This window comes from Thalassotalea crassostreae (genome assembly GCF_001831495.1).
GTDB classification, from domain to species: domain Bacteria; phylum Pseudomonadota; class Gammaproteobacteria; order Enterobacterales; family Alteromonadaceae; genus Thalassotalea_A; species Thalassotalea_A crassostreae.
In genome coordinates, this window is record NZ_CP017689.1 from 3,235,535 (window position 1) to 3,249,218 (window position 13,684).

Annotated in this window: 14 protein-coding genes; 11 read left to right on the top strand and 3 right to left on the bottom strand. The window is 38.1% G+C overall.

Annotated elements, in window-relative coordinates:
• Positions 1-97 precede the first annotated feature (97 nt).
• The 11 genes from LT090_RS14055 (at position 98) to LT090_RS14105 (ending at position 11,265) form a co-directional block, all read left to right on the top strand.
• A complete protein-coding gene (locus LT090_RS14055; protein ID WP_068545847.1) occupies positions 98-1,756 on the top strand; it encodes a vWA domain-containing protein in 1,659 nt (552 codons plus the stop codon).
• Between the two features lie 4 nt (positions 1,757-1,760).
• The gene (locus LT090_RS14060; protein ID WP_157726607.1) at positions 1,761-3,530 is read left to right on the top strand and encodes a sensor histidine kinase; all 1,770 of its coding nucleotides are present in this window, start codon (positions 1,761-1,763) and stop codon (positions 3,528-3,530) included.
• A 23-nt stretch (positions 3,531-3,553) separates the two neighbouring features.
• A complete protein-coding gene (locus tag LT090_RS14065) occupies positions 3,554-4,234 on the top strand; it encodes a response regulator transcription factor (RefSeq protein ID WP_068545845.1) in 681 nt (226 codons plus the stop codon).
• Between the two features lie 220 nt (positions 4,235-4,454).
• Positions 4,455-4,703 (top strand): DUF2164 domain-containing protein, encoded by a 249-nt coding sequence (locus LT090_RS14070; protein ID WP_068545844.1) that lies wholly within the window; start codon positions 4,455-4,457, stop codon positions 4,701-4,703.
• A gap of 2 nt (positions 4,704-4,705) precedes the next feature.
• The gene (locus LT090_RS14075) at positions 4,706-5,155 is read left to right on the top strand and encodes a YaiI/YqxD family protein (RefSeq protein WP_068545843.1); all 450 of its coding nucleotides are present in this window, start codon (positions 4,706-4,708) and stop codon (positions 5,153-5,155) included.
• A gap of 138 nt (positions 5,156-5,293) precedes the next feature.
• Complete coding sequence (locus LT090_RS14080; RefSeq protein ID WP_068545842.1) at positions 5,294-5,923, top strand: dUTP diphosphatase; 630 nt, start codon at positions 5,294-5,296, stop codon at positions 5,921-5,923.
• Positions 5,924-5,999: 76 nt separating this feature from the next.
• Positions 6,000-6,749 carry a formate dehydrogenase accessory sulfurtransferase FdhD gene (fdhD, locus tag LT090_RS14085; RefSeq protein ID WP_198360672.1) on the top strand — a complete coding sequence of 250 codons (750 nt, stop codon included), beginning with the start codon at positions 6,000-6,002 and terminating at the stop codon, positions 6,747-6,749.
• Between the two features lie 73 nt (positions 6,750-6,822).
• Positions 6,823-9,159, top strand: coding sequence for an FdhF/YdeP family oxidoreductase (locus LT090_RS14090; protein WP_068545996.1), 2,337 nt, complete (start codon positions 6,823-6,825; stop codon positions 9,157-9,159).
• A gap of 65 nt (positions 9,160-9,224) precedes the next feature.
• A complete protein-coding gene (gene mtnN, locus LT090_RS14095) occupies positions 9,225-9,935 on the top strand; it encodes a 5'-methylthioadenosine/S-adenosylhomocysteine nucleosidase (RefSeq protein ID WP_068545841.1) in 711 nt (236 codons plus the stop codon).
• 231 nt (positions 9,936-10,166) lie between these two features.
• Complete coding sequence (locus LT090_RS14100) at positions 10,167-10,574, top strand: rhodanese-like domain-containing protein (protein ID WP_068545840.1); 408 nt, start codon at positions 10,167-10,169, stop codon at positions 10,572-10,574.
• 64 nt (positions 10,575-10,638) lie between these two features.
• The gene (locus LT090_RS14105) at positions 10,639-11,265 is read left to right on the top strand and encodes a trimeric intracellular cation channel family protein (protein WP_068545995.1); all 627 of its coding nucleotides are present in this window, start codon (positions 10,639-10,641) and stop codon (positions 11,263-11,265) included.
• A gap of 86 nt (positions 11,266-11,351) precedes the next feature.
• Here LT090_RS14105 and LT090_RS14110 read toward each other — a convergent pair whose 3' ends face one another.
• The 3 genes from LT090_RS14110 to tyrS all read right to left on the bottom strand — a co-directional run bounded on the left by LT090_RS14110 (position 11,352) and on the right by tyrS (position 13,670).
• Complete coding sequence (locus tag LT090_RS14110; RefSeq protein ID WP_068545839.1) at positions 11,352-11,678, bottom strand: ribonuclease E inhibitor RraB; 327 nt, start codon at positions 11,676-11,678, stop codon at positions 11,352-11,354.
• A gap of 69 nt (positions 11,679-11,747) precedes the next feature.
• Positions 11,748-12,290 (bottom strand): DUF4136 domain-containing protein, encoded by a 543-nt coding sequence (locus LT090_RS14115; protein ID WP_068545838.1) that lies wholly within the window; start codon positions 12,288-12,290, stop codon positions 11,748-11,750.
• 180 nt (positions 12,291-12,470) lie between these two features.
• Positions 12,471-13,670 carry a tyrosine--tRNA ligase gene (gene tyrS / locus LT090_RS14120; RefSeq protein WP_068545837.1) on the bottom strand — a complete coding sequence of 400 codons (1,200 nt, stop codon included), beginning with the start codon at positions 13,668-13,670 and terminating at the stop codon, positions 12,471-12,473.
• Between the last annotated feature and the right edge of the window lie 14 nt (positions 13,671-13,684).

Genomic DNA, 13,684 nt, shown 5'->3' on the forward strand with positions numbered 1-13,684 from the left:
CGTGATATAAAACAAAAAGATGATGATGAAACCATGACAATCAAGCCAATTATTTTCGTTATGATTTAAATATTGAGACGAAGATAAGGATCACACCATGCAACAAATATTAAAGCCATTAAAGTTATTTACTTTCACTATATTTTTAGCCTGCTTAATGAATTGTAGCTCTCAAATGCAAACTGAACACGATTCAGCAACGGCTGAAGAGTTTGTAGTAACGGGCTCTAGAATAAGAGCACAGCAACCTGCCGCAGAAAAAGCTCGTGCGAGAGCTGCAATGCACATGGAACTAAAAGACAAAGCAGCATCTTATCATCGGATTGACAACAACCAACAAATTTTTAAAACCTATGGCGTTAACCCAACCATAGACACAAAAAATACGACAGTTTCTACCTTTGCCATGGACGTCGATAATAGTTCTTACAAACTTGCCAGTCACATGTTAGAAAACCAACGAATGCCTCATAGCGCAGGAATTAGAGTTGAAGAGTTCGTGAATTCACTTGAATACAATTACGCTCAGGCCTCACAAAAATTTGCTGTTAATGCTGAGGTATTCCCTTCACCTTTTAGACAGGGTTATCATGTCTTGCATGTTGGCATTCAAACACAACAATTAACAGAAGATAATAAACGCGGCAGTAATTTAGTCTTAGTTGCTGATGTTTCTGGTTCGATGGCTTCTGACAATAAATTAGCACTGCTTAAACAAGCGTTCACCACTTTGGTTTCGCAACTTGATAGTAACGATCAAGTGGCAATTGTTGGCTATAGTGATGACGCTTTTGTGGTTTTACCTGCAACGAAAGCAAACAACCAAAGAAAGATCATGGCAGCGATTAATTCGCTAGAAACTCTAGGTAGCACAAATGCTGAAGAAGGCATTTTATTAGCTTACGAGGTTGCCGAGAAGATGTACTTACCAGGCTTTAATAATCGAGTAATTATAACCTCTGACGGTATGGCAAACGTAGGTTCTACCGACCCTAAAATGATCTTAAACAAAATTGAAGATTACAAACAAAAAGGAATATTTTTAACTACCGTTGGCGTCGGACTTGGCATGTACAATGACTATTTACTGGAACAACTTGCCAATAAAGGTAATGGAAATTATTTATATGTTGGCAATCAAGGTGATATCCAAAGTGCATTTGTCGATGGGCTATCAAAGCAACTACAAACTGTAGCCAAAGATAGCAAAGTGCAAATCAAGTTCAACCCTAATATGGTGTCGCAATATCGCTTACTCGGCTATGAAAACCGTGCACTCGAAACAGATGACTTTACCGATGCGACAAAAGATGGCGGTGAAATTGGTGCAGGTCATAGCGTGACTGTTATCTATGAAATCAAATTAGCAAACGCACTACCAACGCTTGATTTTGCTGACATTAGCATTGCATATAAATTGCCTCAAGGTGAAAAGGTGAATTACATCCACAAGGCAATACCTTACCAAATCCTCAAAGATACTCTTGCCTCAACCTCTTCAGATAGTAAGCTTTCAATCGCCATGGCAGCTTTTGCCGAGAAACTACGTCAATCATATTGGTCTCGAGCCTACCGCTATAACGATATTGTGATCATGTTAGATTCATTGCCAACACAGTATCAGCAACAAAAACAAGTTAAGCAATTACGCCGAAATATATACCAAGCTCAATTGATTGACGACCGCGCTGATCCTTTTGAAAGTGAGCACCCTATTAGCAAGATGAATTTTGACAGAGTACCAGTCATTGAGTAATCGTATGACTAATAAAACGACAGCTAGCGTTTATATCGCAATTACTTCTTTTGCGTTAATAATCGCTTCGCTGTTAATCATTGAATATAAGCAAAATAGTCACTTGCTAGCTGACAATAAAAAGCTAGTTAAAGATGTTGTTCTGGCGACAGTCAAAATCAACATTTCTAATGAGCTTGTGCAATACCCTCAGAATAAAGATGAGTTTTCAGTTCAATGGCAAAACCTTTACCCAAATGTTTGGGCATTTAAAGATCACAAACAGTTTTACCCGTTTAAATTTAATGGCACGAATAAACAGCAATTGTCTATATTGTGGGAACAATATGAAACAGGCAAAAGCGTTACAATGGCCCAGGCGAGTCAAGAACGTATCAACGCTTTGTTTGCTTTGAAAGCAGCAGTAAAGACTAAAAATAACCAGCAAATCACTCGCTTGAGTCAGCAATATTTTAGTTTGGTTGAAAATTATCAATTATCGCCGCTAGAAGAGGTGATATCAGCAATTAAATTTTTATCCGTTGATAAAGAATCTCGCTGGAATGATGCACTAATAAAACAAGTCGCTTTATCTGGCGGTAAGTTTTTCAAACCGATCAGCTTTTACCTGTTTAGACAAAATAATCAGTTTAGTAAAACTGATATAGAACATGCGTCAACTCTAGTTACAAACATTTTGGAATCCGCCAATATTGAATCTAAATGGTTTAATTATCATCTTGTTCATTTACATAAAAAGCTTGAATTCGCTCTAGATGACTCGCTTAAAAACGATATGATTATCGAGGGTAAGTATCTGCTAAAACACATTGATGTTAACACTCAATTATTTGTCCCTTTTAATATCGAACAGCAAATTGCCGATGTCGCTCGAACATTAACAAAACAAGGATTGCTTGGTCCACAAGATCAAATAAGTCTTGGCCAAATTGGGCAGCGTTCCTTAATCGATGATGTTGAGATTAATATCGTCAAACCTTCTTGGCAGCGTCAACAAAATCAGCAATTAAGCTACTTTTTATCAAAAATAGTTTTATTACTCATATTAACCAATCTCTTAATTTTAGTCAGTCGTCAATTTCTGATTAAGCAAACGAGAAAGCAGCAATATTTAGCACTTAGAGAGCAATTCATTAATATGGTTAGTCATGAACTTAAAACCCCACTGGCGGCGATTAGGTTGATGAGCGAAACATTAGATAAACGAGCTAAACGTGAACTCCCGATCAAAGATTATCCCGACAGAATCGTCAATGAAGTCGACAAATTGTGGCTAATGGTTGAAAACTTACTCAACGTAAATCGTGTTGATGACAATGGCTTTGTGATCAATAAATCTAAGGTTAATCTATTAACTTTGATGAAACACTGTGAAGAAAAGTTCGCTCATTTAACCGACAAATTGGTTTGTTTTAGTTATGAAATTGATCCGCAAAAATACATAGATGTCGATCAACAATTGTTTGAATTAGCGATTTCAAATTTGATTTCTAATGCCATAAAATACAATGACAAAAACCAAGTGAAGATAGAAATAAGATACGATGATACCGACCACAGCGTTTACTTTATCGATAACGCTGCTGGCATCGACAAAAACGATTGGCATTTAATTTTTGAAAAATTCAAACGTCTGAATAATCCGACATCAATTTCAGGCACTGGTCTTGGCCTCACCTTAGTTGACTCAATTATTAAAAGGCATCATGGTCAAATCGCAATTGTTAAGTCCGATGAAAACGGCACAGATTGGAAAATTGCACTTGAACGTTGAATTTAGAACACAGGGAGTTAGCTTTGGCTAAGCACATTTTAATTATTGAGGATGATAAAAACCTCAGACAAACGTTAGCTGATAACCTGGAATTAGATGGCTATATTGTTGATCAAATTGAATTAGTTGCCCAAGCAAAACAATGGTTAAGTTCGAACTCTGTGGATTTAGTGATCTTAGATATTATGCTTCCCGATGGCAATGGCTACGAACTTGGCCAGTGGATCACCTCAAATACCGATGCGTTAATATTAATGTTGACCGCTCGCAGTTTGGATAATGATGTTATTGAAGGTTTTGTTGCCGGTGCAGATGATTACGTCACTAAACCATATCGCTCACAAGAATTGTTACTGCGCATCAAAGCACTACTTAGACGACAAAAAAGAATAGACTGCCAACAAAAAGTTGATATCAATGGTTACTTAGTTGATTTTGACTTACGTGAAATACGTCAAAACGATAGACAGATTCATTTAACTAAAACTGCCTTTGATATATTGCATTTTTTGCACACAAATTTAAATAAAAGCTGTGGCAGAGAGGAGATACTTCAAAAGGTATGGGGGAATGTATATATTGATAACCGTACCGTTGATAATTTCATTTCAAACTTAAAAAGACAGTTAAACTTAACCGACAAGCAGCGGTTTCAAATAAAGACAATACGCGGCATTGGATACAGCTTAGTCAGCAAAGAGTAAATAAGGTTTAGATGTTAACTAGGACTTTAGTTACTTTTAATCTATTGAGAGATAATAAATTTTATAATTTTTATTAAGTTCGTTGATGAAGTAAAGAATAAGTCCCTAGAAAATGTTAGTATTTCCTAAGAGCACTTACTTCGAGCTTAACATCTAAAAATCAGCTTAGAAGTAGCAATTTATATTGGCTTGATAACACAAATAAAAATTCGAGTAATCAGTGACAGAAATAACATTCAAAAAATCTCAAAAAGAAGCATTAATCAGTAAATTACAACACTACTTTGAACAGGAACTTGATCAAGAAATCGGTCAGTTTGACGCTGAATTTTTGTTAGACTTTTTTAGCAATGAAATGGGCGCGGTATTTTACAATCAAGGCTTGTACGATGCACAAACCATTTTACAAAATAAAGTCGCCGATATTAGCGACGCTATTTTCGAAATTGAAAAAACAACGGATATTTAATCATGCAAATTTTTGTTGATGCGGACGCCTGCCCTGTTGTGATCAAAGAGATAATATTTAAAGCCGCTGACAGAACACAAACACAAACCTCATTTTTTGCTAATCACCCAATAAGAGTGGCGCGTTCTAAATATATAAAATTTATCCAAGTACAAAGTGGTTTTGACGTTGCCGATGATGAAATTGTCAAACGCGTAGCAACAGACGATTTGGTCATTACTCAGGATATTCCCTTAGCCGCAGAAGTGATAGAAAAAGGCGCTATTGCTTTAAACCCTCGTGGCGAACTCTATACCTTAAGCAATATAAGGCAGCGTTTAAATATGCGTGACTTTATGGATACCATGCGAGCGAGTGGTGTACAAACTGGTGGACCACCAGCATTAAGCCAAGCAGACCGCCAAGCATTCGCTAATCAACTCGATAAATTTCTTAGTGCCAGTAAACGATAAATCTTGGCTAAAATTAGTGAACAATTCAAAAACTAGATTGGCGCAGATTAAAGCTGTTTTTTCTTCGCTATTTACGGCAAAATAGCACTATATAACGATAATTATCATTACAAATTTTATTAAAGAATAAGGCCTATCATGTCAGATTTATCAACTGCTATTAAGCAAATTAAACAAATGCTAACCATGCAAGATGCTATGAACACTAAAGTAAGTGAAACATGGCGTGAAAATAACTTTGAATGGTATCGCGCTATTTGGGTTGAATGTGCCGAAATGCTAGATCATCACGGTTGGAAGTGGTGGAAACATCAAGAGTGTGATGTACCACAAGTACAATTAGAGTTAGTCGATATTTTCCATTTTGGCCTAGCACTGCGTTTGATGAAAGAATCTAACGTTGATGTTATTGCACAAACACTAGCAGAAGAACTTCAACAATCAGTTGAACATACAGACTTTAAATTAGCTTTAGAAGATTTAGCATCTGCAGCTGTTACAGAAAAAGATTTCGACGGTAAAAGCTTTACCGCATGTATGGCATTAATGAACATGGATTTAGATGAACTGTTCCGCCAATACGTCGGTAAAAACACATTGAATTTCTTCCGTCAAGATAACGGTTATAAAGCCGGTACTTACATCAAAATTTGGAATGGCAAAGAAGATAACGAAGTGTTAGCTGACTTAGTCACATCACTTGATAGTAGCGATGAAAATTTTCAAACCAATGTTTACCAAGGATTACAAGCTGCCTACCCTGCTTAATCTTTAACAACATCTGTTATAATGGGGTCAAATTGACCCCATTTTACTATCTATTAGACAATAATTAGTTAATCGAATGAATGATACTAACCCTATGAAAAGTAACGAAGTTAAAGAACTCGTCCAAGAGTTTGCGGTTGCTATTAGTATCAACGAAATTAATTACGCTGTTATGATGTGTAGTCCAAATGATTTGGATGATTTTATCGTAGGTTTTTTATTTACTGAGCAAGTAATAAGTCATCGCTATGATATCCACGATATCGATATCAACATAGATAGGCAGCAATATACTGCGATCATTAACGTTGTAGTAGCCAATCGTTGTTTAAGCGAGCTCAATGAAAATAATCGGCAAGCTAATGGTAGCGCCAGTTGTGGTATCTGTGGTGTAAAGGCATTGGCACAAGCTATGCCGACATTAATGCCTTTACCGTTATCGACACCACCTGACAGTGAAACCTTGTTGGCGGTAAAAGATGATTTAACTCAATGGCAGACATTGGCAAAAGACTGCGGTGCCATGCATGCTGCATGTTTAATTAAAGATGGAAAAATAATCGCTTGTCGTGAAGACATAGGTCGTCATAATGCACTAGATAAACTTATAGGATATTGCATTAATCAACAACTGAAACCGAGCGAATTAACTATTCTAGTGAGTAGTCGTTGTTCGGTAGAGTTAGTAAATAAAACCATCATCACCAAAATTCCTACATTGGCCTGCTTAGCTTCACCTAGTGAATTAGCAGTTAACCGAGCCAGGCAACATAATTTAAACCTGATCCAAGTACCAAAATATGATCAGCCAATGATTTATAGCTAATTTGCAGTAAGTTAATAACTGTAATTAACTCATCGAGGTCAATGTGACAGACAAAGATAAAACCACAACCAGCATTGAAAACCAGCAAAGCTTTTCTAGCTCTTTTACAGATAAACCAGAAAAAGCTGGTGGCCTTACATCGCTTACTTCTACGTTAAAGCACATTGTACAATCGCAACAACCTGCAACTAACATCAAGAATTTAATGAAAGCCAATAAAGATAAAGGCTTCGATTGTCCTGGCTGCGCGTGGGGAGATCAGAAAGAAGGGTTATTACAGTTTTGTGAAAATGGCGCGAAAGCAATTGCTTGGGAATCGACAAGTAAAATGGTCGATGCACAGTTTTTTGCAGAGCATAGCGTCACCAAGCTGCTTAAGCAAAGTGATTACTGGTTAGAGTATCAAGGTCGATTAACCGAGCCGATGCAATACAACGCAGAATCTGATCACTATCAGCCTATTTCTTGGGACAATGCATTTGCATTAATCGCAAAGCACTTAACAGCATTATCAACGCCAAATGAAGCGGAATTTTACACGTCAGGTCGCGCCAGTAATGAAGTCGCCTATTTGTATCAATTATTTGGTCGACTGTATGGCACCAATAATTTTCCAGATTGTTCCAATATGTGCCATGAAGCCAGTGGTGTAGCATTAAAAGAATCAATAGGTATTGGCAAAGGCACTGTCGTACTCGAAGATTTTTACCAGGCTGATGCTATATTCGTATTTGGTCAAAACCCGGGCACAAACCATCCGAGAATGATGAACGCCTTAAGAAAGGCCGCTCGTAATAATTGTAAAATTGTCACCTTTAATAACCTTAAGGAAGTCGCGTTAGAGCGTTTTGCTAGTCCACAAGATCCGGTTGAATTGCTCACCCCAAGTGCGACGACAATTAGCCATGCATATTTCACTCCGAAACTTGGTGGTGATATGGCGGCGGTGCGCGGTATCGTAAAGGCGATAATTGCACTTAATAAAGGCGCTTTAGATAACAACCGAGCATCAATATTTGCTGAAGAATTTATTGAGCAACATTGTCAAAACTTAGAACAATACTTAACTGTGGTTGAACAAACAAGTTGGCAAAAAATCGAACAACAATCTGGGTTAAGCCAAGAACAATTAGAGCAAGCGGCAAATATTTATGTTCAAGCAGATAGTGTTATCTGTACTTGGGCAATGGGCATTACTCAGCACAAACATTCGGTCGCGACTATTCAAGAAATCACTAATTTGCAATTGCTTTGTGGCAACATTGGCAAACCAGGTGCAGGTCTTTGCCCAGTTAGAGGTCACTCTAACGTGCAAGGCAACCGCACTATGGGGATTAATGAAAACGCGCCGTTGGAGTTCCTAAACACCTTAACCGATTACCTAGATATCGATATCCCTAAACAGCCTGGTCATAACGTTTACCATGCGCTCAATGCGTTACTTAAAAAGCAATCAAAAGTGCTTGTTTGCCTCGGCGGTAATATTGCACAAGCTGCCCCTGACAGCGAACAAACTTATCAAGCGTTGCGTAATACCGAATTGAATGTGCAAATCAGTACTAAGTTAAACCGCTCCCATTTGATGGTCGGAAAAAACGCTCTTATTTTACCTTGCTTAGGTCGCACCGAAATTGACAGAAAAACTAATGGTGAGCAGTTCATTACCGTTGAAGATACGTTTTCAATGGTGCATGCATCACAGGGCAATGTTGAACCATTAACCACTTTACTAAAATCAGAGGTGGACATCGTTGCTCATATTGCTCAGCACACATTAGGCTCAGACAAAATCGATTGGCTTGCTTTAGCTAGCGACTATTCACGCATACGTTCAATGATAAGTGACACTATCCCTGGCTTTGATAATTTTGAAGAAAAATTAAATGACGTTGGTGGCTTCTATTTAGGCAATAGCGCTCGAAACCTGCAATGGCATAATCATTCAGGTAAAGCGCAGTTTAGCGCTGCACAATTACCAACTGATATTTTATCGGATAATGTAGCAAATAATGCCGAACGAAATGGCATTGATAAGCAACAGATATTCACCTTGCAATCGATGCGTTCTCACGACCAATACAACACCACGATTTATGGCATGAATGATCGTTATCGCGGTGTAAGTGGTGAGCGTAAAGTACTGTTTATTAACCCTAAAGATGCCGCTCGATTAAAGCTTATTGATGGTGACAAAGTAGATATCACCGCTATCTGGGATGATAACCAAACGCGCTGCGTGCATGACTTTATTATTCGTTGTTACGACATCCCTCGTTCAAACCTTGCCGCCTATTATCCAGAAACAAACCCATTAGTCGCGCTAGATAGCGTCGGCGATAAATCTTTTACTCCGACATCTAAATCAATTGCCGTGATATTGTCGAAAGTTACAGATAATCGCATAATTTAATTACCTTTATTGGTGAATTCACACTATAATTGCCGCCATTAATAAATGGCATTTGGAAACAAAAAATGAAAGCAGGCATTATTGGCGCAATGGAGCCAGAAGTAGCAATTTTAAAAGCAAAATTAGAAAATTTTTCAGAACATCAACACGCTGGTTATAACTTTTTTACCGGCCAAATTGATGGTAACGAAATTGTTTTAGTACAATCTGGTATCGGTAAAGTGGCTGCAACCATTGCAACGGTATTGATGATTGAAAAATTTGCCCCTGATTACATTGTTAACACTGGCTCTGCCGGTGGTTTCGAACAATCATTGAAAGTTGGCGATATTGTTATTAGCTCTGAGTTACGCCATCACGATGCTGATGTCACTGCTTTTGGTTATGAAATCGGTCAGTTGCCAGGTATGCCAGCAGGTTTTACCCCTCATCCAATGCTTGTATCGGCGGCACAAGCTGGCATCGATAAGTTAACGGGGATTAAAACTTTAACCGGTTTAATTACAACGGGTGATACTTTTATGACTAAAGACGATGATATTGCTAAAGCCCGAGCTAATTTTCCAACGATGGCGGCGGTAGAAATGGAAGGTGCAGCAATAGCGCAAGCATGCCATCAAATGAGCGTTCCCTTTGTTGTTATTCGCTCAATGAGTGATATCGCCGGTAAAGAGTCACCAACTTCATTTGAAGCGTATTTAGAAACAGCGTCAGTAAACTCTTCAGAATTAGTACTTAACATGCTTAATGAACTAAAAGGTTCATCACTAAATTAATCGGCTAAGCTAGACTGTCAAGTTAAACCGCTTCCCTCATCCATAGTAGATGCTTAAAATCCTGAAATTAATTTCAGGATTTTTTTTGTCCATAAACAACGCTGTAAGAACGCCGTAAAGTTTTTCGATTTTTCGGCTACAATAAAAACTAATCATTGGTATTAATTCTCAAACAGCAACGCTAATCAATAGTGTTAATACCATCCATTTAACAAATTATTGGAACCAAAAATGAGACGGTTTTTGTTGGTCATCAGTTTAATCAAAGTATTATCAGCCTGTTCAGTTAGCGACAAACAAATTGCAAGCGCAGTTCAGTTGCCAGCGGATATCGAACAGCAACAATTGCTTGTTATGCAACAACAAAAACAAGACTTTTTATTGCTTGATGTGCGCAGTAAAGAAGAATTCGATCAGGGTCATATTCCTGGCGCGGTCAATATTGAGCACGACCAACTTAATGAAAATATAGCGACATTAATGCCTTATACCGACAAACCTATTGTTGTTTATTGTCGCTCCGGTCGCAGAGCAGGCAAGGCAATTGATAAACTAACGGAATTAGGGTTTAATCAATTACATCATCTTGAAGGTGATATGCAAGGTTGGCAACAAGCCAAGCAGAAAATTTCCAATTAACTGAAGTAAGTAAAAGTAATAAAAACAATAAGAGAAATAAACAATGGTTGATACTGGAAATCCTATCAGTACTTTTATCTATTTTGCCGATATCTTTGGTGTTATTGTGTTCGCGCTATCGGGTGCTTTGTTGGCCGGCCGATTTCGACTAGATCCGTTTGGCGTGATGGTTTTAGCAGCAGTAACCGCTGTCGGTGGTGGTACTATCAGGGACATTATTCTTGGCGCTCCGGTATTTTGGACAGTGCAAAATGAATATGTATTGGTTATCTTTTTTACTTCACTAGCAACCATCTTTTTTATTCGCCAGCCCAAATTAGTACCGAAACGATTTATGCACATTGCCGATGCGTTTGGTTTGGCATTGTTTGCCGTTTTAGGCACCCACAAAGCCCTCAGTTACGATCAAACCATTCTAACGGCAATTATCATGGGCACCATTACCGGTGTCGGTGGCGGCTTGATACGAGACATTATCTGTAATCGCATACCTTTGATTTTACGCCAAGAGATTTATGCAACCGCGGCTATGCTAGGCGGTGCATTATATGTCGCTTTTGACTATATTGGCTTTTCCGAACCACTTGCAGGTTCATTAGCAATGGCCGGCGCTTTGATACTGCGACTCGCGGGGATTTACTGGAAAGTCTCGCTGCCGGCGTTTCATTTTGATGATGAGATCAAAGACTAAACAATTTACCTTACAACAATAAAAACGGCAGCTAAATTAGCTGCCGTTTTCGTATCAATATTTATCTAAGCGATAATACTTTGACTTTAGTCGACTTGAATACCCCAGCCATCGTTATAACCATCAAATTTTCGCGCAAGCTTTTCAAACTTCTCTTCCATGGCAACAATGTTGTCATAGCTTGGTAGCATTTCAACTGTGCAATCTACGTCCCAAACGTTCGGAGTTTTATCTGGGTGAAAATTAACGGTAAAGCCCGATTCCTCGGTTTGCATATATTCAGCCATTGCTTTGGCATTATCTTCTTGCTCAAACAGCTGAAAGAATTCAACCAATAATGGTTTACTAAGATCTATGCCAGCATCTTCCATCTCTCTCAATACTGAACCATTTTCATCGTTTGGAAATGTCATTAATTTTCTCTAGTTACACTGTTAACGGCAGCACTGTACATACCGGGTTGGCATTATAGCAAAACCAATTTAGTTTTGTCTTTTAGGAAATGTCAGTAAAATATTATCTACCGCTGTTATAATTTCTTGTAGGTTCTCATCACTAGTGTTTTCTGCTTCAATATCCACAGGAAAAACACCTCGATAAACCGTACGCTTTCGATCGCTCTCTAAAACATCGATAATTAAGTTATTGGTTTTGATATCTTTATTTAATTCACTTTGTTCGTTTTTAGTGCACGCTAAACAAGCGCCTACAGCCTTGTTGTATTTGTGCAAACTCGATAGGCTGCGACGTACCCAAAAGTAACTGATAATCATGTCGCTTTCAGACCAATCTTTATACTCATAGCCGGCTTCTTCCATTGCTTTTTCAATGGTTAATTCAATACCATTTCTTTGCACGTCGGTTAACGCTTGAATATCAACAAAATTAGATTCTCGAGGAAACAAACTATAACTTTGAATGTTGGAAAAATCGTAGCCTTGCTTCTGGGTGATGTCAGCCGATTTTGCGCAAGAAGCAAGCATGATGGCGGCAACAATAATGAGTCCAATATTTTTTATTTTCATGTTTTCTTATTATTAGTTAATAACTCAATATAATTACTTTACGTTATCTAAGGTTAAAATGGTACAAACTAACTTAGAAATCATTTAATTAGTGTTAATAAGATATTCGCTTGAGAAGAGCAGCAATAAATTTTAGACATTAAAAAGCCCGAATTAACGGGCTTTTCGTTTTAATTCGCATTAAGCCAATGTGACTTTTGCAAATTTTCGCTTACCAACTTGATATACAGCAACAGAACCAGCAACACAGGCAAGTTTATTATCACTCACCTTTTCACCGTCAATCTTAACCGCACCTTGTTTGATCATGCGCATCGCTTCAGAAGTACTAGCAACAAGACCTGCTTCTTTTAAGACATTAGCAATGCCCATTTCGCCGCCGTCAGTTGTTACCGTTTTCTCATCAATTTCATCTGGCATAGCGCCCTTTTGGAATCGATTAATAAATTCTTGATGAGCAGCATCAGCTGAAGCTTGGTCATGGAATCTTGCAATAATTTCTTTGGCTAATTCAATTTTTACATCACGAGGATTCATGCCTTGTTCGATTTTTGTTTTGAACGCTTCAATTTCTTCAAGCGGTTTAAAACTTAATAAATCGTAATAGCGCCACATAAGCACGTCAGAAATTGACATGATTTTACCGAACATATCTGTTGGAGAGTCAGTAATACCAATATAGTTACCTAACGACTTAGACATCTTTTGAACGCCATCAAGACCTTCAAGAAGCGGCATCATTAATACCGTTTGAGGACGTTGGCCTTCAGACTTTTGTAATTCGCGCCCCATCAATAAATTGAACTTTTGATCGGTACCGCCTAATTCAACGTCAGACTCAAGAGCAACTGAGTCCCAACCTTGTACTAACGGGTACATAAATTCATGAATAGCGATTGCCTGACCTTCTTTGTAACGCTTCTTGAAGTCGTCACGTTCCATCATTCTTGCCACAGTTTGACGTGAAGCCAACTTTAACATGCCAGCAGAACCTAATTTCTCCATCCAAGTAGAGTTAAATTCAACACGAGTCTTAGCAGGGTCAAGAATCTTAAATACTTGCTCTTTGTAGGTTTCGGCGTTTGCTAGAACGTCTTCTTGAGTTAATGGCTTACGGGTAACGTTTTTGCCTGTTGGGTCACCAATCATGCCAGTAAAATCACCAATTAGGAAAATAACTTCATGGCCTAATTGTTGAAACTGACGTAATTTATTAATAAGTACCGTATGACCAAGGTGCAAATCAGGTGCTGTTGGATCAAAACCCGCCTTAATTTTAAGTGGTTTGCCCTTTTTTAATTTTTCCAGAAGTTCATCTTCTAATAAGATTTCTTCTGCGCCGCGTTTTATTTCATTAAACGCTTGTTCGATAGCACTCATCTATTTTGCCTTAA